At 48.5% G+C, this 22,717-nt stretch carries 23 protein-coding genes; 5 read left to right on the forward strand and 18 right to left on the reverse strand.

Translation table 11 applies throughout. From position 1 onward, the window contains the following. Nucleotides 1-124: 124 nt before the first annotated feature. The 7 genes from KQY15_RS15880 to pilB all read right to left on the reverse strand — a co-directional run bounded on the left by KQY15_RS15880 (nt 125) and on the right by pilB (nt 7,181). Nucleotides 125-1,129: a hypothetical protein gene (locus KQY15_RS15880; RefSeq protein WP_217670897.1), complete on the reverse strand. Its 1,005-nt coding sequence runs from the start codon at nt 1,127-1,129 to the stop codon at nt 125-127. 166 nt (nt 1,130-1,295) lie between these two features. Further along, entirely contained in the window at nt 1,296-1,529 is a 234-nt protein-coding gene (yacG, locus tag KQY15_RS15885) for a DNA gyrase inhibitor YacG (RefSeq protein WP_217670898.1), read from the reverse strand. Between the two features lie 179 nt (nt 1,530-1,708). Continuing rightward, entirely contained in the window at nt 1,709-2,464 is a 756-nt protein-coding gene (zapD, locus tag KQY15_RS15890; protein WP_217670899.1) for a cell division protein ZapD, read from the reverse strand. Between the two features lie 33 nt (nt 2,465-2,497). Continuing rightward, nucleotides 2,498-3,178, reverse strand: coding sequence for a dephospho-CoA kinase (gene coaE, locus KQY15_RS15895; RefSeq protein ID WP_217670900.1), 681 nt, complete (start codon nt 3,176-3,178; stop codon nt 2,498-2,500). 52 nt (nt 3,179-3,230) lie between these two features. Further along, on the reverse strand, nt 3,231-4,127 hold the full coding sequence (locus KQY15_RS15900; protein ID WP_217670901.1) for a prepilin peptidase: 897 nt from the start codon (nt 4,125-4,127) through the stop codon (nt 3,231-3,233). Next, complete coding sequence (locus tag KQY15_RS15905) at nt 4,127-5,356, reverse strand: type II secretion system F family protein (RefSeq protein WP_217670902.1); 1,230 nt, start codon at nt 5,354-5,356, stop codon at nt 4,127-4,129. The genes KQY15_RS15900 and KQY15_RS15905 overlap by 1 nt, the downstream gene beginning before the upstream one ends. A 130-nt stretch (nt 5,357-5,486) precedes the next feature. Further along, nucleotides 5,487-7,181, reverse strand: coding sequence for a type IV-A pilus assembly ATPase PilB (gene pilB / locus KQY15_RS15910; protein ID WP_217670903.1), 1,695 nt, complete (start codon nt 7,179-7,181; stop codon nt 5,487-5,489). A gap of 172 nt (nt 7,182-7,353) precedes the next feature. Here pilB and KQY15_RS15915 point away from each other — a divergent pair, with 172 nt between their 5' ends. From KQY15_RS15915 to KQY15_RS15925, 3 genes are all read left to right on the forward strand, one after another. Next, nucleotides 7,354-8,052: a transposase gene (locus KQY15_RS15915; protein ID WP_217670904.1), complete on the forward strand. Its 699-nt coding sequence runs from the start codon at nt 7,354-7,356 to the stop codon at nt 8,050-8,052. Between the two features lie 111 nt (nt 8,053-8,163). Then, entirely contained in the window at nt 8,164-8,430 is a 267-nt protein-coding gene (locus KQY15_RS15920; protein WP_217670905.1) for a type II toxin-antitoxin system Phd/YefM family antitoxin, read from the forward strand. After that, the gene (locus KQY15_RS15925) at nt 8,427-8,735 is read left to right on the forward strand and encodes a type II toxin-antitoxin system RelE/ParE family toxin (protein WP_217670906.1); all 309 of its coding nucleotides are present in this window, start codon (nt 8,427-8,429) and stop codon (nt 8,733-8,735) included. The genes KQY15_RS15920 and KQY15_RS15925 overlap by 4 nt, the downstream gene beginning before the upstream one ends. A 274-nt stretch (nt 8,736-9,009) precedes the next feature. Here KQY15_RS15925 and KQY15_RS19200 read toward each other — a convergent pair whose 3' ends face one another. The 3 genes from KQY15_RS19200 to KQY15_RS15940 form a co-directional block, all read right to left on the reverse strand. Further along, nucleotides 9,010-9,420, reverse strand: coding sequence for a pilin (locus tag KQY15_RS19200; RefSeq protein ID WP_217670907.1), 411 nt, complete (start codon nt 9,418-9,420; stop codon nt 9,010-9,012). A 417-nt stretch (nt 9,421-9,837) separates the two neighbouring features. Next, nucleotides 9,838-10,311 carry a hypothetical protein gene (locus KQY15_RS15935; protein ID WP_217670908.1) on the reverse strand — a complete coding sequence of 158 codons (474 nt, stop codon included), beginning with the start codon at nt 10,309-10,311 and terminating at the stop codon, nt 9,838-9,840. Further along, on the reverse strand, nt 10,308-10,604 hold the full coding sequence (locus KQY15_RS15940) for a nucleotidyltransferase domain-containing protein (protein ID WP_217670909.1): 297 nt from the start codon (nt 10,602-10,604) through the stop codon (nt 10,308-10,310). The genes KQY15_RS15935 and KQY15_RS15940 overlap by 4 nt, the downstream gene beginning before the upstream one ends. A gap of 189 nt (nt 10,605-10,793) precedes the next feature. On the opposite strand from KQY15_RS15940, the gene KQY15_RS15945 reads away from it, so the two are divergent. Beyond that, nucleotides 10,794-11,465: a transposase gene (locus KQY15_RS15945; RefSeq protein WP_217670910.1), complete on the forward strand. Its 672-nt coding sequence runs from the start codon at nt 10,794-10,796 to the stop codon at nt 11,463-11,465. Between the two features lie 64 nt (nt 11,466-11,529). On the opposite strand, the gene KQY15_RS15950 is transcribed toward KQY15_RS15945, so the two are convergent. From KQY15_RS15950 to KQY15_RS15975, 6 genes are all read right to left on the reverse strand, one after another. Next, nucleotides 11,530-12,396, reverse strand: a complete 867-nt coding sequence (locus tag KQY15_RS15950; protein ID WP_217670911.1) for a D-amino acid aminotransferase — start codon at nt 12,394-12,396, stop codon at nt 11,530-11,532. Between the two features lie 241 nt (nt 12,397-12,637). Then, entirely contained in the window at nt 12,638-13,483 is an 846-nt protein-coding gene (locus KQY15_RS15955; protein ID WP_217670912.1) for a glutamate cyclase domain-containing protein, read from the reverse strand. Next, nucleotides 13,484-14,425, reverse strand: a complete 942-nt coding sequence (locus KQY15_RS15960; RefSeq protein WP_217670913.1) for a 5-oxoprolinase subunit C family protein — start codon at nt 14,423-14,425, stop codon at nt 13,484-13,486. Then, entirely contained in the window at nt 14,422-15,144 is a 723-nt protein-coding gene (gene pxpB / locus KQY15_RS15965; protein WP_217670914.1) for a 5-oxoprolinase subunit PxpB, read from the reverse strand. The genes KQY15_RS15960 and pxpB overlap by 4 nt, the downstream gene beginning before the upstream one ends. Then, nucleotides 15,141-15,896 (reverse strand): 5-oxoprolinase subunit PxpA, encoded by a 756-nt coding sequence (locus KQY15_RS15970; protein WP_217670915.1) that lies wholly within the window; start codon nt 15,894-15,896, stop codon nt 15,141-15,143. The genes pxpB and KQY15_RS15970 overlap by 4 nt, the downstream gene beginning before the upstream one ends. Nucleotides 15,897-16,096: 200 nt before the next feature. Continuing rightward, on the reverse strand, nt 16,097-16,375 hold the full coding sequence (locus tag KQY15_RS15975; RefSeq protein WP_217670916.1) for a DUF3297 family protein: 279 nt from the start codon (nt 16,373-16,375) through the stop codon (nt 16,097-16,099). Nucleotides 16,376-16,570: 195 nt separating this feature from the next. On the opposite strand from KQY15_RS15975, the gene KQY15_RS15980 reads away from it, so the two are divergent. Further along, nucleotides 16,571-20,584, forward strand: coding sequence for a hypothetical protein (locus tag KQY15_RS15980; RefSeq protein ID WP_217670917.1), 4,014 nt, complete (start codon nt 16,571-16,573; stop codon nt 20,582-20,584). A 286-nt stretch (nt 20,585-20,870) separates the two neighbouring features. Here the strand turns inward: KQY15_RS15980 and KQY15_RS15985 are convergent, their stop codons facing one another. Then, on the reverse strand, nt 20,871-21,656 hold the full coding sequence (locus KQY15_RS15985) for a putative hydro-lyase (RefSeq protein ID WP_217670918.1): 786 nt from the start codon (nt 21,654-21,656) through the stop codon (nt 20,871-20,873). Between the two features lie 93 nt (nt 21,657-21,749). After that, nucleotides 21,750-22,649: a LysR family transcriptional regulator gene (locus KQY15_RS15990; RefSeq protein ID WP_217670919.1), complete on the reverse strand. Its 900-nt coding sequence runs from the start codon at nt 22,647-22,649 to the stop codon at nt 21,750-21,752. Between the last annotated feature and the right edge of the window lie 68 nt (nt 22,650-22,717).

Raw genomic sequence — 22,717 nt, forward strand, 5'->3', positions numbered from 1 at the left:
TTAAACAGGCTGGTAGGGCTTAGCGCTATTATTCGCTAAAAAATAAAGCCCTGCATTACAGCAAGGCTTTACCAGTACTTACATTAAAAGTCGTACTCAGATTGCTGTGCTCAGTAAATCTGAATTACAGCTTAGCATAGCGTTGACGACGGGCAAACAATGCCAGTAACCCACTTGCAAACAGCAGCGCACTGGCAGGTGCCGGTACCGCAACCGGATCGTCCGGGTCAATAATTACGGTACCACCTACTCCGGCAAAACCGAAAATATAGGTTGGAGTAATTTCACCGTTGGCATCACCAAAACCATCCTGATCAACATCTAAACCAGACCAGCCCAGAGAGTAAACCTCAGCGCCAACACTGGCTAAAGCACTTAACGCGGCATTGCGGTTCGCTGCGCCACCATAGAAAATTTCAAAGGTGTAGCTTTCACCGGCCAGTAAGGCACCAAAGTCAAAGTCGAAGTTAGAGCCAATATCGCCCGGACCACCCGCAGTAAAATCGCCGCTATTGCCGCCAGTTGGCGAACAAGAAGCTAGTGGGCTAGAATTGCAGAAACCATTATCGTTAGCAGCTAGCACAGCAGTAGCGCCAGCAGTTCCGCCAATAGTTACAAATTCATTAAAGGGTGAAGGTGACGTATCCCAGTCGAAAGTACGACGGTATAACAGATTAGCAATATCGGCACCGCTGATATTTTCAATGGTTACTGCTACCCGGTATAAGTTGTCGCTTTCGGCAGAAAGGGCAAAATCGTGGGTAATTTGCAGCAGGCCACCCATAGTGGTTACTGACGTAGCAGTTGATGCAGTGCTGTCAAAACTAACCAGGCTCAGGCCAGCTGTACCTGAAGCGTTGTTGGCATAGCCAGCAGTGCCATTAACAGCAACACCCCAGCCTTCACATAAACAGCCGTGGTAGGTTGCTTCATATTCAAGGCCATCGTCCAGGTAACGTAAACCGACACCAGTTAAACCGGTAACGTCAGCTACTCCACCACTTACATTAAGCTGGCCAAGTTCATCGACACCCAGTTTTACATTGCCATCAGTAATAATCATTGATGCCTGGCAGGCACCAGCGATACTAAATAAGGCTGCAGCAGCAGCCAGTTTTAAAAGTTTCATAATTTTCATCCTGAAAGTTAATCATAGTTGAACAGTACAACGCCCTTTCAAAGCACAAAATATGCCATTAATTAAGTTGTTGTTTTAAAAGTAAAATATGTTGTACCCATTATATAAATGTAAAGAATTGTGACGAAGAGATGACGGGAAGTGAAGGGTAGTAAACCTATTTTTTGAAAAACTGATTATCCTGAGCAATAAATTCCTGTTCCAATTCAGCCAGATATTGCTCTGACAATTCAGCGTCTATTGGCGCTTTATCAGGAATGCGGTGGTTTTCCGCCGCCCAGTCACCTAAATCAATTAACTTACAACGCTCAGAGCAAAAAGGCCGGAAAGCCGAATCGGCATTCCAGACAACGGCAGTACTGCAAGTGGGGCATTTAACGGTAGTTGGCATAAAAATAAACTCTGATTGAAACTTTAAAACGGCAATTAGTATAGCCGATAAGTTGTTATTGCTGAACCCGGATTGCTCACGCCGACACGCCGTAAACCCATCCATGGGGGCTCGTTTCCGCCCGTCCGGGGCTTCAACGGTCAGCTTAGAGCAACCCGGATTCTGCTTTCAAAGTTGGGCTAACAACAAGCCAGTTGAAATTGCTGTGATTTAGCGGCAGCGCTGCGGGCGCTGTCGGCATCCAGCTGCATAAAGCGAATGGCATAACGGTACTTATTGCCACTTACCGTAGGATAAGTACCTTCACCGGCCGGGTATTTTATTCGCAATAACTCAAACTGCTCAGCGTTTTGCTGATAAAAGCCGTTATCGGCCAGTACATCCTGATAATGGCCGCGCTCACGAATAAAGCTCAGCACATAGCGAATAGCCTGTTCTGCCAGCATTATCTGGTTAAGCCAGTCTGCTGCCTGCGCCTGGCGCTCACTAAGCGGTAAACTAAACCAGTATTGCAGTTGTGGCATATCAAAGTAACAGCAACCACCGGGAATACTAAAACGCTGGCGCAGCGGTGCTAAAAAGTTATCGTCTTTTAACCCAGCCAGTAACTTGCCGCTGCGCAGTAATTCTGACTGCATTCTCACCGCCGCCTGCAGCATGGTTTGTAACTTAGTATCTGAAACCGACGGGTGTTGCGACCACATTACCAGCTGGCTTTCACAGCGCTCAATATCTTTAATTAAGTCGGGCCGCACATCATTGCGATCCATCACTTCTATTAACGCAAACAGGTTGGTAAAAAAGCTTTGCTGTTGGTTTTCATCAGCCAGCGCCAGCTGGGCGTGAACCTGCTGGAATAAAAACTCCAGGCGCAGGTAGGTGCGGATTTTTTCGTTCAGCGGATGTTCGTAAATAATGTCAGCTGTATCCGTCATGCTATCTGTCATAAAAATGGTTGGCCTGTTTGGTTAAACGTTTTGTGCCAGTGCTTTATAGCGTTGGTGTAGTTGCTGTACCTGCTGCTGCAGCGAGCTGGCGTTGCCCTGGTGTTCAACAGGCGTATTCGCCAGATCCAAGCCACCGATATCAGCATTATTATCAATAATATCATCAGCTAAGGCTAAGCGTTCAGCCCGGCTGATCTGGCTGGCAATAATAGCCCGCACCTGCTCCGGTGTCGCACCGGCGTTAACAGCATCGCGGTTTAGAGTACGGCTGAGCTGGTTTTGTTCAGTTATATCTACCACCAGTACCCGATCTACCAGAGTATGCAGCTTATTTTCCAGTAGTAAAGGCGCCACTAACAGTACATAAGGCGCTGCCGGCAGTGCGGCTAACTGGCTAAGCATTTCGCGGCGAATCGCCGGGTGCATAACGCTATTCAGCCAGGCTTTGGCTGCCGGGTCATTAAAAATTAACTGGCGTAGCAAAGGCCGGTTCAAGGTGTGCTCAGCTGTCAGCAACTCTGGCCCGAAATGGTCGACTATTTCGGCTAACAGCGGGCTGCCTTTGGCTACAATCTCGCGGGCCACAATATCAGCGTCTACTGCTGGTATACCAAGTTCGTTAAACAGCCTTGTCACGGTCGACTTACCACTGCCAATCCCACCGGTTAAGCCAACAATAAAACGTTTAGCAGAGTTAACCATTACTATTAACCATTAGCACTTGTCCGGGCCTTCAGTAGGCCCCCAGGTAACTTCAGTAGGCCCCGAGGTAACTTAAGTAGGCATTAGTCAGTTGCTCGCCCCACAGCAGGGCGATAAAGCCAGCGGCAGCAATGTATGGGCCAAATGGTATAGGGGTTGCCTTATCCCGGCCCTGAATCGCCAGCATGCTGGCGCCTATTACCGCACCCACTACCGACGATAATAAAATAATCAGCGGTAGCTGTTGCCAGCCAAGCAGGGCGCCAAAAATCGCCAGCAATTTAAAATCGCCATAGCCCATACCTTCCTTGCCGGTTAGCAGTTTAAAGCCCCAGTACACCAGCCATAAACTCAGGTAGCCCGCAGCGGCGCCAACAATAGCCTGTGACGGATTAACTAAGGCTGAATCGGTCAGGCTGAATAATAATGCCAGCCACAGCAGCGGTAAGGTCAGGCTGTCGGGCAACAGCATGGTGTCGATATCAATAAAACTCAGCGCAATTAAGCCCCAGGTTACAAATATAAGCACTAATGCCAAGGTACCAAAGCCATACTGCCAGGCCACCAGCGCCGACAACAACGCGGTTAATGCTTCCACCGCCGGGTAGCGGCTGCTTATTGGCGCATTACAATGGCGGCAGCGGCCCTTTAACAGCAACCAGCTAATTACCGGTATATTATCGCGGGCGGCAATAGGGGTATGGCACTTAGGGCAGGCCGAACGTGGTACCGCCAGGTTAAAACGCTCTTTGTTATCAGCATTAGCCGGGCTAATGGCTGTGTCAGCGTTAAAATACGCCTGATATTCCTGCTGCCACTCGCGCTCCATCATCTTTGGCAAGCGGTACACCAGCACATTTAAAAAGCTGCCAATCAGTAAACTGATTAGCGCCACAAGGCTAATAAAAAGCCAGCTATGCTGGCTTAAATAATTGATAAATTCAGTCATTAGATAATTGAACCTAACTGGAATATAGGCAGATACATTGCAATAATTAAACCACCGATTATGACCCCTAACACTGCCATTATCAGCGGTTCTAATAACGCGGTTAAGCCTTCAACGGCGTCATCCACTTCCTGCTCATAAATATTGGCCACTTTTTCCAGCATACCATCCAGTGCACCGGACTCTTCACCAATCGACACCATCTGAATCACCATTTCCGGAAACTGATCAGTTTGTTTCATCGCTAAGTACATCTGGGTACCGGACGATACCTCTTCCCGAATATGCATAATAGCATTGCGGTATATTTCATTGCCCGAGGCGCCGGCGGCCGATTCCAGTGCTTCGATTAACGGTACACCGGCGGCAAAGGTGGTCGATAAAGTACGGGCAAAACGGGCGACTGCCGCCTTATTTAAAATATTACCAATAACCGGTGCTTTTAAAATCATCGCATCGGCCCGGGTTCGAAACTTTAAGCTATTAGCATAAGCTTTTTTCACCACATAACCAAAAGCAATTAGTCCAAATAATACTACCCACCAGTATTGCTGCATCATTTCTGAAATACCCAGCACAAACTGGGTAAAAGCCGGTAATTCAGCACCAAAACCAGCAAAAATACTGGCAAATTGTGGTACCACAAAAATCAGCAAGATCGACGTTACAATAGCGGCCACCACTAATACCGCTACCGGATAGAACATGGCTTTTTTAATTTTAGATTTTAGCGCTTCGGCCTTTTCTTTATAAATGGCTATCCGGTCAAATATCCGGTCCAGCGCACCAGATTGCTCGCCCGATTTAACTAAATCGCAATACAGCTCATCAAAATATTTGGGGTGTTCACGCAGCACTTCTGATAATGGCAAACCGGCCTGAATTTTTACTGATATTTTCTGCATTAAGGTGCGCAGGCTTTTATTATCAGCACCATTGGCAATTAAGTCGATACTTTGTACCAGCGGCACACCTGCGCCGAGCATAGTAGCGATCTGGCGGGTTACCACGGCAATATCGGCCGGGGTGATTTTTTTCTCGCCACTAAATAATGATTTAGGCTTGCGTTTAACCTTGGATGGGGTAATGCCCTGCTGGCGTAACAGTGCTTTTACTTCGGCAATACTATTGCCTTTTAACTCGCCATCGGCTTTTTTACCGCGGCGGTTTACCCCTTTATATTGGTATATTTCCAGCTCTTTAATTTTAAATTTTTGTGCCTGAGCCATACTAATTGTCCTGTTGCCGCGCCAAGGCGCACTATGTAAAAACGATATTCATTAACCAGGTAGCATTAAAAAACCTAAACACTCACCACTCAACACTTATAACCAAGCACTCACCACTCAAAACCGGCAATTAGCCTTTAGTCACCCGGTTTACTTCGGCCAGGCTGGTTACGCCGGCGGCAGCTTTCAGCAGCCCCGACTGGCGTAAGCTGTTAATGCCTTCTCTGGCCGCCTGGTTGGCAATATCCAGTGAGTTACCGTCGGCCATAATAATATCGGCCATTTTACCGCTAATTGGCATTACTTCGTAAATACCAACCCGGCCTTTATAGCCATTGGTGCAATGATCACAACCCACCGGTTTAAAAATAGTAATGCTACCAAGCTGTTCTTCAGTAAAGCCCTGGCGCAGTAACTCCTGGTCAGGCAGCTTCTCCGGCGCCTTGCACTGGGTGCATAAGCGCCGGGCCAGCCGCTGGGCAATAATTAAGCTGACTGAGCTGGCAACGTTGTAAGCCGGCACCCCCATATTCAAAAGGCGGGTTAAGGTTTCCGGCGCCGAGTTAGTGTGCAGGGTCGACAGTACTAAGTGGCCGGTCTGGGCCGCTTTAATGGCGATTTCGGCGGTTTCTAAATCCCGGATCTCACCCACCATTACTACATCTGGGTCTTGCCGTAAAAACGATTTTAAGGCGCTGGCAAAGGTTAAACCGGCCCGCGGGTTTACCTGCACCTGGTTAATACCCGGTAAGTTAATTTCAACCGGGTCTTCGGCGGTGGAAATATTGGTTTCGCTGGTATTAAGTATCGCCAGGCCGGTATACAGGGATACCGTTTTACCGCTACCGGTGGGGCCGGTTACTAAAATCATGCCCTGCGGCTGGGCCAGTGCAGCTAAATAGCGCTGCTTCTGAATATCTTCATAGCCCAGTACATCGATACCGAGCATGGCGCTGTCGGAATCGAGAATACGCATTACAATTTTCTCGCCCCATAAGGTGGGCAGGCTGCTAACCCGAAAGTCGATAGACTTTTTAGCCGATAATTTCAGCTTAATCCGGCCATCCTGTGGTACCCGTTTCTCGGCAATATCCAGCCGCGACATTACCTTTAACCGCGCTGAAAGCCGGCTGGCCAGCGCCACCGGCGGGTTGGCCACTTCATGCAGAATACCGTCGATCCGAAAGCGAATGCGGTACATTTTCTCATAAGGCTCAAAGTGCAGATCCGACGCGCCTTTGCGAATGGCATCCAGCAGCATTTTATTAATAAAGGCAATAATCGGCTGGTCTTCTTTGTCGGTGCTAACCCCGCCTTCGTCTTCCTCTTCTTCAACAATGCCTAAGGAGCCTAAATCCCAATCGCCGGCATCACCTGCCATATTAAAACTGCTGTCAAACAGCTTTTCTATCAGCTTTTGCAGTTTATCAAACTCAACCACCACCACTTCGGCGTTTAAGCCGGTGTTAAATTCAAAGTCTTCAATGGCGGCAATATTGGTGGGGTCGATAACAGCCAGGTACATGGTACGGCCACGTTTAGCCAACGGCAGCATATCGTTTTTACGTATCAGCTTTTCGTTACGTAAATCTTCCGGTACCGACACTAAATCGTAATAATCCAGGTCAATACTCAGGGCATGGCTTACCTGGGTAGCCATCTCGGCCAGCCGGGCTGAGCCAATTAATTTTTCATTTATCAGCAGTTCCGGCAGGGTACGGTAATTACTGCTTTTTTCGCTAATAACTTTACTGGCTTTATCGCTGTCGATAATACCTTGCTGCATTAACCGTTTTAACAGGGTGGAATTTGCATTAACCGCCATACAGCGTACTTGTCCTGAATTGCTATTAACTTTATGTGAATGCCTTGATTATGCCAGCATTTAGTACTTATTCAAGTTTATAGTGCCACAGCTTAAATTAGGGTCAGAACAAAATTAAATTATCGGCTACGCTTAAGGTATTTTTACTTGCTGATATGGAAAAATAAGTGTTATGGCAAGACTTCCCCGGGTGCATCTGGCAGGTGTGCCAGAACATATTATTCAGCGTGGCAATAACCGGCAGGTGTGTTTTGCCAGCGATGATGATTTTGCAGCCTATGCCAGCTGGCTGCAGGAGTTTGCTGAAAAATTTCAGGTGCAGTTACATGCCTGGGTATTTATGACTAACCACGTACACTTGCTGTGCACCGCTTCAGACAGCAGTGGCATAAGCCTGATGATGCAAAGTCTGGGGCGGCAGTATGTGCGCTATTTTAACCGTAGATATAACCGCAGCGGTACCTTGTGGGAAGGGCGCTTTAAATCGTGCCTGGTACAAAGCGAGCGTTATGTTATGGCGGTGTATCGCTATATTGAACTGAACCCGGTGCGGGCGGGGATGGTTAGCTCGCCGGCAGCTTATCATTGGTCTAGTTATGCTACTAATGCGTTAGGCAGGCCATCGGCGCTTTGTCAGCCGCATGGCTGCTATCTGACAATGGCTGACACCGCTGCAGCGCGCCAGCAACAATACCGGGGGTTATTTACCAACGAATCAGATGACACCATGCTGCAGCAAATTCGCAGTGCAACAAATAGCGGTATGGCGCTGGGTAATGACCATTTTAAAAAACAGGTGGCTGAGCTAACTGGCCGGCGCCAGCAATTGGCAAAACGTGGCAGACCAAAGGGCAGCAGCAAAGGTAGTTAATTTTGTTCTGACCCTATTTTTTACTAACTTTCCTGCCCCTAATTTTTTGGTAATCAGCTATAATCTGGCGTATTATTTATTGGTCGAATCGAACGAAATAAGGTGGCAATTGTGGAGTCTTTAACAGCAAACCAGGCTAAAACAAACTTTGGCAGTATGTTATTAAAAGCTCAGGTTGAGCCTGTTCAGATTAGCAAAAATGGTCGTCAGGTTGCGGTTGTAATGTCCGCAGAGCAGTATGAAGCGTTGAGTAAAGCTCTTAGCCGCTCGCTGCGTGAATCAGCAAATCGTGTGCAAACCATGTCAGAGCAGCAGTTAAATCAGCTGGCAGACTCGGATGCTTTTTTAAATGATCTGGCAGCAGGCCGGTACGATTGAAAAAAAAGTTATCAGACGAAGCAAAAGCAGATCTGGTTGAAATTCGGCACTACACCTTGCATCAGTGGGGTGCAGCACAATCCTCAAAATATATTGCCGCTATTAGTGCAACCATTAACAACCTTGCTGACAACCCCCTAATGGGCGTGCCAAGAGACGACATTAAAGAGGGCGTCAGGTTGTTTGTGCATGGCAGGCATGTAATTTATTACATAGTACGGCATCAGCTGCTTATTGTTATTCGTGTTTTAAATACCATGGTGCAGCCTGAACCCCGGCTGGTAGAGGTAGAAATACCAGACTAGCGTTGTGAAAGTGTATGGCGGGAATAGCTAAGGGCGGTTAGGGCAGTTAATTTTGTTCTGACCCCAATTTTACTGACCCCAATTTTATCCTATTAACTTTCTGTGAATGCCTTGATTATGCCAACATTTAGCTGTTATTCAAGTTTATCGTTTACTATGCACTTTGCTCGCACAGTAGGTTTCTTGCATGTTAGAAATAAAAAAGCCAGCTATATTAGCTGGCTTTTAAAATATGTGACACTTAAAGCCACTTTACCACAAACAAATTATAACGTTATTGTGGGCAAGATTTTGGTGCTAATGACGCTTTTGAGGCACCAGCTGTAGCACAAGTCCACTGACCAGTTGCTGCGTTGCGAGTCCAGGTCAAGGTAGCACCAGCAACTTGTGTAGGTGCATTTACAATTGTACAAACAATAGTAGTTGCTGTTGCTGTAATGGTACAGTTTTGAGTCGCTGCATTAGGGATGCTGGTTAAATCAGCAACTGATGCAACTGCTTCGCCATTGTTTGCTAACATTTCAAACTCTGTTTTAGCGCCAGTGATTTCAGCTAAACCAGCAGTTAACTTAGATGAAGCCTGATAATCAGAGTAAGCAGGCAGAGCTACTGCTGCTAAGATACCGATAATCGCTACCACGATCATTAATTCAATTAAGGTAAAACCTTGTTGTACGCGTTTCATAATTTACTTCTCCTGATGTTTTAATAGCCGCTGGGGCTAACCGTTATTTTGGCTATTTTTCAGGGTAGCGCAAGCTAATTGTTAATAAATGTCCGAAAAATATCTAACTTATTATCCTGCTTAAAAAAATAGTTTTTTTTGATAGTTTATAACTACGGTTTTATATAGTACAAAGGTATTAGTTTTAAAGTTTATTTTTCGGTCTCCGGCGAAATTGCTGTCGATTTTGATCGCAGGATCCTGTGGATTGATCGCGCCGGATCTAAAAGGGGCACAGCAATTTTGCTTGCTTATGGTGAATTGAGGGCTAAGCAAAATTCAGATAAATCCCCCTGTGGTTCCCTTTGCTAAAGTGGGACGAGTTAGTTAACCCCTCTTTGGTTAAGAGAGATTTGGTGATCGAGGCAATTCGGTAGTTTAAATAAGCTTGCGGTCGGTAAGCGCTGCGGTCAGTGCGGTAGCAAAATCTTGTAATAAGGAAATAAATTGACGGGCAGCGTTAATGGCCTCAGCCAATATTGCCGGGTCTTCAATATATTCGTGGACCATTTTATTGCGAAGTTGCCTGGCTACCAGCCAATTGTCTGCAGAGCTTAACCAGCCATATTTTTCTGCTTTATTGAGATTATCCAGAACCGGCCCGGTTTTTTCACCCAGTGCGGCCAGGGTTGCTGGCAATAATTTATCGCCAATATTATCCTGAAGTCTGCCGAAGCGGCTGGCAAAAGCATCCAACTGTTCTGACAAATCAATATTGCTTTCTAACGTAGCCAACAGCCTGGCATCAACGGGTTGGCTGAAAAGCCTGCTGGCAGTTTGCTGTAAGTATTTACTTTCTTTGCCAATCACTCTTACCAGAAACTGCAAACGTAGGGTGTTGTCGTTTGTCATAGCGTGATGCCCCGGGCGGCAATATCATGCACTGGGGTAACAGCCAGATTTGGTGCACTAACAATGACATCTATTTTTTGCATACCAAGTGCCCGCATTAACCTTGCCTCCAGGGTGGCGCTGGCGATCACGGCATCTGTTACCGGATGCGGTAGCTCTACCAGCAGATCAATATCACCGCCACGACGGTTGTCGTCAGTGCGGGAGCCAAATAACTTAACACTCGATTCCGGACCAAAAATCTCTTTGGTTATCGCTGCTATGGTATCTGCCTGTTGTTGACTAAGACGCATAAAGATCTGCCTGTTGTAACTTATGCTTAATGAATGGGTTAATTACAACAGAGTGTAGCAAAGCCAGAGTTTTAAGCACAGTTATGTTGCTAATCATACTTACCTAACATTTGGATCTGACCCCTAAGGTTGATATCTCCACCACTTTGTATATATTTTGTTAAATACACAAAATCGGGTGGCGGCGCTATGGCAAGACAACCGCGATATAGAATTCCGGGATTGGCCCAGCATGTTGTTCAGCGTGGTAATAACAAACAGGCATGTTTTTATCATGATGATGACTACAGAGTCTATCTGGACAGGCTGAAGTTATATGCTGAGCAGTATGGCGTGAAAATTCACGCTTTTATTTTAATGACAAACCATGTCCATCTGTTGCTGACACCTGAAGCTGAAAACAGTGTCAGTTTATTTATACAAGCGCTTGGCCGGTTTTATGTGCAATATGTTAACAAGCGCTATGATAGAAGCGGTACCTTGTGGGAGGGACGTTACCGGGCAACGCTAGTAGACACCGACAATTATTATCTCGCGGTAAGCCGCTATATAGAACTAAATCCTGTTAGAGCCTTGATGGTAGATCATCCGGCAGCGTATCCGTGGTCCAGCTTCCATGCTAATGGGCTGGGGAAACCTATTCAGCTGTGGCAACCACATCAAACCTATATGGCACTTGGTGAGACGGCAGAGCAACGCCAGAAAGCATATTGTGAGTTGTTCAGTCAGGATTTTAGCGCGAAAGCATTGGCCGAAATTCGTTATGCAACGCAAAAAGGCTGGGTGCTTGGAAGCGAAAGGTTTAAACAACAGATAGCAAAGCAGACTTCCCGGCCGGTTTCACCAAGAAGACTGCGTTAACAATTGGATCTGACCCCTAAGGCAGCGATTGGATCTGACCCCTAAGGTAGCGCTTGGGCAGTGCTTACTCATCATACTTATGGGCGCTAAACAGTTGTTGCGCCGCCAGCCAGACATCGCCAACTTCGCCTGTGCCTACGGTATGTTCATTTACTTTAAGTACCGGCGCTATTTCTTTGCTGGAACTGGTAAGCCAGATTTCGTCGGCGGCGAATACTTCCTGTTCGGAAATATCGCGCTCTTCTACTTTAATGTTGCTGTGCTTACGCAGAATATTTAGTAGTAATAAGCGGGTAATACCCGGCAGTAGTTTAGTGGTAAGCGGCGGCGTGGCAATAACGCCGTTTTTTATTACAAACACATTTACTGCCGCGCCTTCGGTTAAGTTATCATCTTTATCAAACAGCAGAATTTCCTGGGCACCACTGGCGTAACCCTGCTGATAATGCAGCACATTGCCAAGCAAGGAGGTAGATTTAATATGGCAGCGCTGCCAGCGTAAGTCTTGCCCCGTTACCACGTTATAGGTAGTGGCTTTACTTTTATCAGCTACCGGCTCAGCAGCAATTGGGAAGGCATAGGCAAATACCGTGGCTTTGATATTGGCCGGAAAGGCATGGTTGCGCTTGGTATCGGTGCCGCGGCTAACCTGAATATACACTGCCTGATTGTCGCCATTAAAGTGCTGATTATCGGTTAGCAGGCGCTGGCAAATGGCTTGCCAGTCGTTAAGGTTAAGCGCCGGATCAATTGACAGCTGCGCCAGGCCATCCTGCATGCGGGCGATATGCGGCTTAAAGCCGACAAAGCGGCCATGGTAGCTGGGGATAACTTCGTAAATGCCGTCGCCAAATAAAAAGCCGCGATCCATTGGCGAGATTCTGGCTTCGCTTGCCGGGATAAAGTCGCCATTTAAATATACTATGCTCATGCTGTTCTCACTTTATAAACGGTTAGACGGAACCTAATACGAACGATTTAAAACGAATCGATTTGCCCTAAGCCAACCGTTGAAGCCCTGGATTTGCCGGACAAATGCGTCAGGAACGCATTTGAACAGCTCTGCTGGCCCGCCGGGGTGAACTTCATGGATGAAGTTCATAACCGAGCCTACAAGGACGTATTCACGGCGTGTTGGTGTGGGTATATCTGTTCGGCTGTTACACCGACTCTCATTTCGTTAGTAATTCAAGTTCACTAATTAGTTGTTCACCTTCGGTATGAGCCAGGCCATCTTCGGTTAAGGTATTAAGCCGGGTTACGCCATCAACACTGCCGTGGGCTGATAAAAACTGTAAAATGGCCAGCGGATCAGCACCTGCTAATAAATCACGGCCCTGTAATACCGATACCATGGCAATAATACCCCAGGCTGCCCAGTTAGACACGTCGGCAACCACCAGTTCGTCGCATTCAGTTACGGCCGGGGTAATATTCAGCTGGCCTAAAAACGCTGCCATATTGCCCATGCCAATTTCATTGCCGCCATCGCCAATACCAATGGTGGGGCAACTGGCCAGGCTTAAAAAATGGTCGAAACTGGCACAGCGCTCGGTAATATCTTCGCCGCGCATATTGGCGTAGCGGTTGTTGGCGGTAAAGCCAGGCCGTTCAATTGAAATAACCAGCTGCGGTTTAAGTTCTGCCAATGCCGCGCTGGCAATAGCCGGCAGGTTTTGCTGCTGATTAACGCTTATTTGATAAGTGCGGTAGCGGCTGGCCAACACGCTACACAGCGGATTGCCGCTTACCAGCACTGGTTTGGCTCCCAGCTGCTCAAGCAGCTGATACAAGGCAATGGCGCCAACCGGGCCGTCGGTTTCAAAGGTATCAAGTACCGGAAAACCAGTACCAATTAATACCGTGCCCCGGCACTGATTAATAAGCCTGGCCGTGCGCAGAATATAGCCCGGGCGCAGCTGTTGTTGCAGCAGTTGCATGCCGCGTAAATTGCGGCTAACCAGTAATTGTTCTATTTGCTGACTGATTGCCAGATATTCGGCTGTTTTGTTGCCCATTTAAACGCTCACCAGTTGGCCGGCTATGGCGTCAGTGTACACTTTAGCCAGACACAGCGCATTGTGGGCGTGTTGCGGGCTTATCGGCGTGAAATACACCCTGGTGCCCGCGGGTGCCTGCGCCAGTAATGCGCAGTCGAGTGACAATACGGCACCTATTTTGGGGTAGCCACCGAGGGTCTGACGATCATTCAATAAGACGATGGGTTGGCCATCGGGAGGAATTTGCACTGCGCCATAGCAAATGCCTTCAGATAACAGCTGGCTTTGCTGGCATTGAATGGCGCTGCCACTGAGTTTATAACCCATGCGATCAGCCTGCGATGTGACGGTATAGCTGTTAAGATAAAACCGCTGGCGCTCTGTGTTGCTAAAGCTATCTACCTGATACCCTTCCACCAGCCGTAACGTAATAATGTTATTAAAGCGGGGCCTGTGCGCCCCTGGCAGCTGGTATGTTGGCAAGCTGTTTACTGCCTGGCAGGGCAGTAGGTCATTTGGTTGCAGTTTATTGCCATTTAAACCGCCGATTTTTTCACGCAGCACCGTAGCACTGCTGCCAAACTGAGCTGTAATATTAAAGCCACCTGCTACGGCCAGATAGGCCCTTAGCCCCTGGCTAACCATACCCAGCTCTATTACATCGCCCTGCTGTACTTTATGAACTGTCCATTGTTCTGCCGCTTTACCGTTAATACTAACGTTCAGCACAGCACCGGTAACAGCAATATAGCTATTGATATTCGCCTGCAGCTGCAAACCGCCGACGCTGCATTCGACAAGGGTAGTATTTGGCGGATTACCCAGCAGCCGGTTAGCCCAGGCAGCTGACGGGGCATCCATTGGCCCGCCCGTTGTTAAACCCAGTGCAGCCTGGCCAAGCCGGCCATTGTCCTGCAGTAAGCTCAGCACGCCGGGGCTGATAACAGTAAAGCCAGTCAAGGTTTATTCCCTGGCAATTCTGGCTCTGGCAGTTCACCGCCTAAGCGTAAAAACTCGTTTTTATCAATGGCCACAAAGCGTACCTCGTCTCCCACGGCTACCGGCATAACCGGGCTGGCATTGGGGTTAAACATGGCAACCGGGCATAAGCCTATCAGGTTCCAGCCACCGGGAGAGGCTGCCGGGTACACTGCAGTTTGCCTGTCGGCAATGGCCACCGCACCCCGGGGCACTTTAGCGCGCGGGGTGGCTAAGCGTGGCATTTGTAATAATGGGTCTACTTCACCTAAATAGGCAAAACCGGGCGCAAAGCCTATGGCATAAACACGATAGCTTATTGCCTGATGTCGCTGAATAACCTCGTCGATGCTGATACCTTTGCTGTTGGCAATAAGAGTTAAATCAGGGCCGCTTTGTTCGCTGTAATACACCGGCAGTTCAACCCGTTTACCCTGAGTATGACTGCCGGTTTGCAGCTGCTTAAGGCAGTGGCGCAGTTGTGCCTGTACCTGGTAATGGTCGGTTGTAAACGGATTATAGATCACCAGTACCGATGCATATGAAGGCAGCAAATCGATGATATCGTCGGTTAGTTCGGCGCGGATAAGCTGGCAGGCCTGCTGCACTAACGCGGAGATAGCCGGGTCGATGCGCTGATCAAAATACAGCATCAGGGCATTTTCTCCGGCGGTGGTCAGATGATACTGCGCCTGGCTCATCTGGATGCTCTTGCCTGTGGCTCAGCGCGGCTAAGCAGTGCCCGGATTTGCGCCACCTGATCAACTGCGCCCGGGTTATCGCCGTGCACGCACAGAGTGTCGGCACTTAGCGCCAGCCGCTGGCCACTGGCGGTAGTAACACTGCCATCATTAATTAACTGGCTAACCTGAGCTAACACCTCATCGCCATGCAATACCGCGCCTTGTTCGCTACGCGGCGTTAGTTTGCCTTCGTCGGTGTAGCGCCGGTCGGCAAAGGCTTCAAACAGCAACTCAACCTTTACTGAGGCGGCGTCAGTGCGGTAAGCCTGGTTGTTATTATCGGCCAGCAGCATCAGCTTAAGGGGTTTGTGGTAGCTGGCAATGGCCTGTAATACCGCCTGCCACACTGCCGGTTTGCTCATCATATCGTTATACAGGGCGCCGTGCGGTTTTACGTAACTCAGTGTTAAGCCGTTACACTGCGCCATGCCGTCCAGCGCGGCAATCTGGTAATGCAGCAGGTTAATTATTTCATTATGCGAGCACTGCATGCTACGCCGGCCAAAGCCATTAAGATCGGGGTAGGCAGGGTGGGCACCGATTTGCACGCCATGTTGTTTTGCCAGTTGCAGAGTGCGCTGCATAACATCAGGGTCGCCGGCATGAAAACCACAGGCAATATTGGCCTGGTCGATATATGGCATAACCTGGCTGTCGAGACCCATGTTCCAGCTGCCGTAGCTTTCGCCTAAGTCGCAATTAAGTTGCATGCTGCCTCCTGTCGCGCTATCAGACTGCATTGATACCGCACAGTTGTGTTGGTTAACCCGAAAAAAACCTGCTCAGGAATAAATTATTCATGTTGTCCGGTTAATAAGCAATAGCGAGGGAGGAGGTATTACACAAAGTGGATTATGTTTAAGCAGCAACCAATAACCCGCAGTGCAGATTATTGGTTGATTATACTGCTTTACTCACGATAAAAGGCTTCGACTTTACCTTTAAATGTCATTAGCAGTGGCTGGCCACGGCGATCCAAAGCTTTGGCAGCTGCAGCTTTAACCCAGCCTTCACTGATGCAATATTCTTCTACGTCAAAACGCTCTTTGCCGTTTAGTTTTATGCCCACATCATATTGAAAAATGTCCTTTACGTAATGTGGGCTGCGTGGGTTAACGGACAATCTGTCTGGTAATTCCGGGCGGGCATGCTCGTTGGTTACAGAAGCCGGGGTCGTTGTGTCATTCATGGCGTGGGCCTTAATAAGCAAAAGTGGCCTATTGTAGGCAAAGCCGGCAAACTGCTCAATAGCGATAATCGTAACCAGCAAAAATGCTGAACATTTGAAATTGGCTACTAACTACAAGAGGGGGAGGCTGCCCGCTGTAGTTTGCAATTTGCTGAGTTTAAGTTATTACTTAACTGTTAACTTAGGGCCAGCAACATGCACAGCGACACCCAGTCAGAGCAGCGCAAGCCGAAAACCGGACCGAAACGGATTGCTGGCCTGATTCTGCTGATGGCTGCCTTACTGGCGCTGGTGGTGTTTGGTTACTATCGATATAGCCAGGCCCGGGCCAGTGTGATTAATCAGGATTATTTCCGGGTGCTGGCAGAGGCAAGTAACACCTTTACTGAAAACCTGATTAAATTACAGAGCCTGTATGATTATCAGGAAAGTGAAACCGCCATCAGGGCACTATTTCCCAGTTATAAAGTCAGCAACCGTCAGCCGGCAGTTAACGATTGCCCCTCTGCGCTCACCGAAAATGGCAAATGTCCCCGCTATAACAATCGTTACTGGCTAACCCAGGATAAGGTGCAGTTGCGCTGGTATCTGCAACCAGAGGGTGAAGATGCCTATTATATTGAAGCCGAAATACAGCATGCGGATTTTTTGCCCGAACCGGAGCGGGGTTTCAGCCAGCTGCTGTTTGTCACTGAAGACAGCCAGGTACTGGCCAGCACCGGTGGCGAAACCACCATTTCGTTTGTTAACTTAACCAGCGTAACGGAAGCGCTGAGCAAGCAGCAGATCAGTGATTTTTTCAGTGAAGTTACTGACAACAGTGAGCAGCCAACGCCACGACTGCCCAGCTACAGTGTTCATCTGGACATGAAATTGTCTTACGGTGACTATCGGTTGTTTATTTATCCAATGCGCCTCGCTGCCGGGCTGGTAGGAGTAAACAGTGGCGCTGATGAGCAGGCAGTGCAGCAGTTATATCTGGTTGGTTTGTTGCCCCGCCAGCAATTGGCGGAGCAGGGTAGCGGATACTGGAATATTCCATTACTGTTTGCCACCCTGATTAGCCTGATTTTTGTCTGGTCGGTATTGCGGATGTATCTGCAACCAAAAAACCAGTCGGTTAACCGCTTATATGCCAGTTTCTGTTATCTGATTGCCTATGGTTTTTACGCAGTATTGCTGGCACTTATATGCAGCTATCTGGCGGTATCGGTGTGGCAGCAAAGCCGGCAGCAACAAGCTGAAGATTATATCGGGCAGTTGCGTGCAGGATTAACTGCCGATATTGGCGCGGTATTTACTGAATTGCAGCGCTACAGTAGTTTTTATCAGCGGCACTGGCAAGGCGATGCACCCTATGCCGAGTTGCTGCAGCCAGTGCGCGAGCTGCAAAAAGTAAATTATCCACAGTTACTTAGCGGCTGCAAGTCGACGGAATTAGCGTATGACTTTTACCCCCGTACTATGCAGGTCGCCGCTGATCCGCCTTGCTCGTTGCGAACTTACTACCGGCGGGATGAAACTGTAACTCCCGGGCGGATGCTATCCGTTACGCTGCTGGATGCGGCCGGGCGCTCCAGCCTGCCATCGGTATACTTTCTGGAAAATAATGCGGCACCAAAGATCTATGATTTATCCCATCGTGACTATTTTAAACGGGTACGCCAGGGCAGTGGCTGGCAACTGGATATTGCCGGCGAGCAATTTAACAATGTTTATATTCAGCGTTTGCTTAACATCAATAATGGCACGCGCGGTACTACGATAGCGATGCCATTGCTACCAAAACCGGACATCGCTGGCTTTGCCGATGCCGGTTTTGTGCTGGTTGCTGATGTGGTGCTGCCATCGGTCAGCCTGGCACCGCCGCCGGTAAACGGCCTGCAGTTTATGGTGGTGGAGCGCCGAACTGGCAAAGTGCTTTATCACAATGATAACAGCCGCACTTTTGTTGAGAATATTTACTACATAGGTAGCGAAAACAGTTTGCTAAGCCAGATAATTAAATCAGGAGAGCCAACCGGAGAAGATTTAAGAGCCGGGCTCTCGGGGTATTATCATGGCCAGCCGGGTAATTTTATTCTGACCGGAACACCAGTTGATGACTGGGCGCTGGTGCTGTTTTATCCACAGGATCATGTTGACGCCATTATGAGTAATCAGTTTCTGATCTTCAGCGTGAGCATGATCGTGTTTTTTATGTTGCTGATAACGGGCCTGCAGCTTGTCCGGCGCTTTATTAACAGCAAACTGGTAAAAAACCGGCTGGCTATTCCACTTGGTTTTGACAGCCGGCGTTTAATGTTACTGGTATCGCTGATCTGGGGCCTGGTTTACGGCTTTTTTGCCCTGCGAACAGCATTACAGCTTACCATCCCGTCGAGCCAGCTTAACCTGCTGCTACCCTGGTTAACGGTTGTGTTGCTGTTGCTGATTATCGGTTGCTGTGCCCTGTTTTTACGCCAGCGTAAGCCACAGACACCAGTAATAAAACCTGCTGCCAAACTGATTATTGCCGGTAGTGTGGTGTTAATCAGCCTGTTGCCGTTCAGTTATCTGTCGTACATCAGTAAGGTGCCGCAGCAGGCGTTACAGGCACACTATGCCAAAATGCAATGCATTGAATTTAATCGGGAGCGCGCTGAGTTGCATGAGTTTGCCCTGAACCGATTTCCCAACTCGATGACAGAACAACGACTGCAGTCCTGGCAATTGTTGCCGGTTAACTGGTCTTATGCTGATTTTCAGCAGCGTTGTGCCGGTGTTAATAACAGCGGTTTACCGGACGACTACCCAAAGTTAAGTACCATTATTGGCAATACGTACTTATGGCAGTGGGTAAAAACTTTTCTGGTAAGGGTTGAGCCACTTGATGCAGCTGGTGACACGGTGCAGCAGTTAAGTGATCATGCTAACACTCCGCTGACAGCGGGCCAGCTGCTAGGAGTTGGGCTGCGGTTTTTGATACCGATGTTATTACTACTGTTGTTGTGGCAGCTTTATGTACGGCGGGTATTGTGGCAACGCCTTGGTTATAACAGCGATTTTCTGCGACATATTCAGCAACTTTGTCATCAGACCCAACTTACTCCCGGTAAGCGGTTAGTTGCCGGATTGCATCTGCAGCTAACTGCCTGCCCGCCGGCCGGGGTTAATTTAATGCTGCTGCTAAAACAAATGCAGCTGGCAGACAGTGACAGCAACAATTGCTCACAGCTGGTACCTGGTTTTGCCCAGCTTTACCGGCAAAGTGCCATATTGCAGCAGCTGAATAATGACTCACCCCTGCAAAACGTCTCGATAATATTGCAGCAAACGGGTACAAAGGGCCCACTGCGGGTTACTCTCAGCCAGATTGATACCTGTCTGGATGGGCCAAGGCGCCGTCAGCATTTACTGGCCCTGATTACTGAGTTTAAAACGCTGACAATATTGGGACAGTTAACGGAATTTAACCTGATAATGGGCTTTAACAGTCTGCAACGGTTAACAATAAAAGATGATTTAGCCGCCGCCGATGGCAGCATGCTGGAGCAGGCTGAATATCTTGCCTGGTCAGAGTGTTTGCTTAATTTTAATGTTCAGCTACCAGCGACACTGGCACAGCCGCTGGATCCTGACATGCTGCAACAGGAACTGGCGGCCTATCCTTTGCTTGGCCCGCTGGCAGTAACCGCTGAACAACTTAGCCCGCAACCAGCAGAGGCTCCACAAAGTATTTGGCGGGGCAGTGACGGCCTTAGCACCCGGCAGTGGGCAACCCTGCATTATATTTTGCATCATGCTGATGCGCTGTACCGCTACAAGTGGGAAAGCTGTAGCAACGAAGAAAAGCTGGCGCTGTTTAATCTGGCCAATGGCCATCAGCTTAACCCGCTGAATCATCTGATGATTGAACATCTGGCGATGAATGGCCTGTTGCGGGTAAGCCGGGGCCGTTTAGAGCTGGTTAACCGTAGTTTCCGCCAGTTTGTCCAGAATGCTGAGCCTTCTGAAACCCTGCGCCAGCTGGTTAAAGTAGGCGAGGCCGGCGTATGGAAAAATTACCGGCTTAGCTTTGCAGTTGTGGTGGTGGTTATAGTCGGTGGTATTGCCCTGACGTCAGGGCAATCACTTCACATTGTTGCAGCATCTATTGCCGGCATATTGGGCAGTATGATCAGCGTGTTCAGCAGCGGCAGTACCCTGCGAAGCTATTTTAAAAGCTGAGCTATCTGTCACTGTGCTTAGGGCGTGTTGACGTTTGCTGGTTAGATTTTGTTCTTCTGGCGGCGTTTTGATCGCGAAACGAGGAGTGCGATTTAGTTATTCTAAATAAACGACGAGTGACAAAGAACAATGCGCCGCCAGATGAACCCTTCGGGCAGCGTGTGGCTGGCATTTCTACTGCATTATCGCTTGTTCATGTAGAGTAACTACACATCACAAGCTCTGCCTTGTATAAATACCAGCCACCCAGCTGCAAAAACAACCAGCAAACGTCAACACGCCCTAGTTAGAGAACCGATAATTTACTGTTTGGTACATCGGTTATCAGCATATGGCCGGGGCTGTGGGTAATGCAAAAGTCTACTTTGGCATTGGCGATGGCTACCTGCGGCGTTACACCGCAGGCCCAGAATACCGGTACCTCGCCGGGCTTTATGCTGACAGCATCACCAAAATCCGGTTTGCTGATATCAGCAATGCCAATCGCCGCCGGGTCGCCAAAATGCACCGGCGCGCCATGTACCTGCGGGAATCGCGAGCAAATCTGAATAGCGCGGATGGCATCGGCGGGTTTCATAGGCCGCATGCTGACCACCATACCACCGTGAAACACGCCGGCCGGAGTGCAGGCAATATTGGTACGATACATTGGTACATTGACCTTTTCGGTAATATTGCGGATTTCCAGGCCGTCGGCCAGCAAGGATTCTTCAAATGAAAACGAGCAGCCAATCAAAAAAGTGACTAAATCATCGCGCCAGACAACCCGCACATCAGTCAGTTCGTCAGTGAGCTCGCCATTTTTAAATACCCGATACTTTGGTAAATCGCTACGAATATCCAGATCCTTTGCCAATGTGGGCATATCAATGGCGCCAGGCGTTGCGGCCATGCCAAGTAACGGGCAGGGCTTGGGGTTAAAGTGGCAAAACTGCAGAAAATCGGCGGCATATTGTTTGGGCAATATCGCCATATTGGCCTGGACAAAACCCGGCGCAAAGCCCGAGGTATTACCATTGAAAGCGCCACTACGGCACTGCTGACGCAACTGATAAGGGGTAAGTACTGACATAAAGCACTCCGGGAAGCAGCAAAGTTATGCCAGTGTACTGCAGTGTGGCAGCGGGGAACAGTGCCAACCTATAGTGAAAACCGATGGCCGCCATTAGCATGTAAGTTGGCTCGCCTGGTTTTTTGCCAGGGAAATAAAGGTTTGCAGATGGCGGTTTTGTTGCTCCTGTTTTCGGTAGCCCACATAAATATGTTTATGAACACCGTTTTTACCTAATCTCACCGCCTTTAGCGGCAGCTTATCAGTATATTCTGACACCAGCCATCTGGGCATGGCTGCGACGCCTCTGCCAGCAGCCACCATATGCAGGATAATATCGGTGGCCTCCAGGGTTTTATGGTGTCTGGGCATGCATTTAGCGGGTAACAGAAACTGCTGAAAAATATCCAGCCTCGCTGTTTCAACCGGGTAAGTTAACAGAGTCTGATCGCTGAGATCTGCAGGCATGATCTGATGTAATGCACCGAGCGGGCTGGTAGTGCTGACTACCAGTACTAACTCATACGGAAATACGGCTTCAAAGACCATCCTGTCTTTTTGGATAGGGTCCGGTGTAATCAGCAGATCGATATCGTAATTAAACAGTGCAGCCATCCCACCAAACTGAAAACGTTGTTTAACATCAATGTCGATACCGGGCGACTGGGTCAGAAAAGGCGGCACCACTTTTAGCAGCCATTGGTAACATGGATGACATTCCATTCCGATCCGTAAACTGCCCTTTTCGTTGCCGGCAAACTGACGCAAGGTCTCATCGATCCGCTCAAACTGCGGCAATAACCGGTTTGCTTGCTCCAGCAAATATTCGCCTGCTTCGGTCAGACGGATTTGCCGGCCGTCTTTTAGCCATAAACATGTGCCGGACTGATGCTCGAGCTTTTTGATACTGTGGCTCAAGGCGGACTGGGTCAGATTCAGGCTGCTGGCAGCAGCAGTAACCGAGCCCTGACGGTCTATTTCGCGCAAAATATTAAGATGAATTTTTTCAATCATGGCAAACCTATGAATAGAAATCATTAAATGACAAAGGTACAGCGTTTTGTTGGATAGGGATAGGGAGA

It is taken from the genome of Arsukibacterium indicum (assembly GCF_019100565.1).
In the GTDB taxonomy this organism is placed as follows: domain Bacteria; phylum Pseudomonadota; class Gammaproteobacteria; order Enterobacterales; family Alteromonadaceae; genus Alishewanella; species Alishewanella indicum.

Bases quoted from the DNA above. Each gene is read 5' to 3' on its own strand.
- KQY15_RS15880 (WP_217670897.1), bottom strand. From the start codon at position 1,129: ATGAAACTTTTAAAACTGGCTGCTGCTGCAGCCTTATTTAGTATCGCT.
- yacG (WP_217670898.1), bottom strand. From the start codon at position 1,529: ATGCCAACTACCGTTAAATGCCCCACTTGCAGTACTGCCGTTGTCTGG.
- zapD (WP_217670899.1), bottom strand. From the start codon at position 2,464: ATGACGGATACAGCTGACATTATTTACGAACATCCGCTGAACGAAAAA.
- coaE (WP_217670900.1), bottom strand. From the start codon at position 3,178: ATGGTTAACTCTGCTAAACGTTTTATTGTTGGCTTAACCGGTGGGATT.
- KQY15_RS15900 (WP_217670901.1), bottom strand. From the start codon at position 4,127: ATGACTGAATTTATCAATTATTTAAGCCAGCATAGCTGGCTTTTTATT.
- KQY15_RS15905 (WP_217670902.1), bottom strand. From the start codon at position 5,356: ATGGCTCAGGCACAAAAATTTAAAATTAAAGAGCTGGAAATATACCAA.
- pilB (WP_217670903.1), bottom strand. From the start codon at position 7,181: ATGGCGGTTAATGCAAATTCCACCCTGTTAAAACGGTTAATGCAGCAA.
- KQY15_RS15915 (WP_217670904.1), top strand. From the start codon at position 7,354: ATGGCAAGACTTCCCCGGGTGCATCTGGCAGGTGTGCCAGAACATATT.
- KQY15_RS19200 (WP_217670907.1), bottom strand. From the start codon at position 9,420: ATGAAACGCGTACAACAAGGTTTTACCTTAATTGAATTAATGATCGTG.
- KQY15_RS15935 (WP_217670908.1), bottom strand. From the start codon at position 10,311: ATGACAAACGACAACACCCTACGTTTGCAGTTTCTGGTAAGAGTGATT.
- KQY15_RS15940 (WP_217670909.1), bottom strand. From the start codon at position 10,604: ATGCGTCTTAGTCAACAACAGGCAGATACCATAGCAGCGATAACCAAA.
- KQY15_RS15945 (WP_217670910.1), top strand. From the start codon at position 10,794: ATGGCAAGACAACCGCGATATAGAATTCCGGGATTGGCCCAGCATGTT.
- KQY15_RS15950 (WP_217670911.1), bottom strand. From the start codon at position 12,396: ATGAGCATAGTATATTTAAATGGCGACTTTATCCCGGCAAGCGAAGCC.
- KQY15_RS15955 (WP_217670912.1), bottom strand. From the start codon at position 13,483: ATGGGCAACAAAACAGCCGAATATCTGGCAATCAGTCAGCAAATAGAA.
- pxpB (WP_217670914.1), bottom strand. From the start codon at position 15,144: ATGAGCCAGGCGCAGTATCATCTGACCACCGCCGGAGAAAATGCCCTG.
- KQY15_RS15970 (WP_217670915.1), bottom strand. From the start codon at position 15,896: ATGCAACTTAATTGCGACTTAGGCGAAAGCTACGGCAGCTGGAACATG.
- KQY15_RS15975 (WP_217670916.1), bottom strand. From the start codon at position 16,375: ATGAATGACACAACGACCCCGGCTTCTGTAACCAACGAGCATGCCCGC.
- KQY15_RS15980 (WP_217670917.1), top strand. From the start codon at position 16,571: ATGCACAGCGACACCCAGTCAGAGCAGCGCAAGCCGAAAACCGGACCG.
- KQY15_RS15985 (WP_217670918.1), bottom strand. From the start codon at position 21,656: ATGTCAGTACTTACCCCTTATCAGTTGCGTCAGCAGTGCCGTAGTGGC.
- KQY15_RS15990 (WP_217670919.1), bottom strand. From the start codon at position 22,649: ATGATTGAAAAAATTCATCTTAATATTTTGCGCGAAATAGACCGTCAG.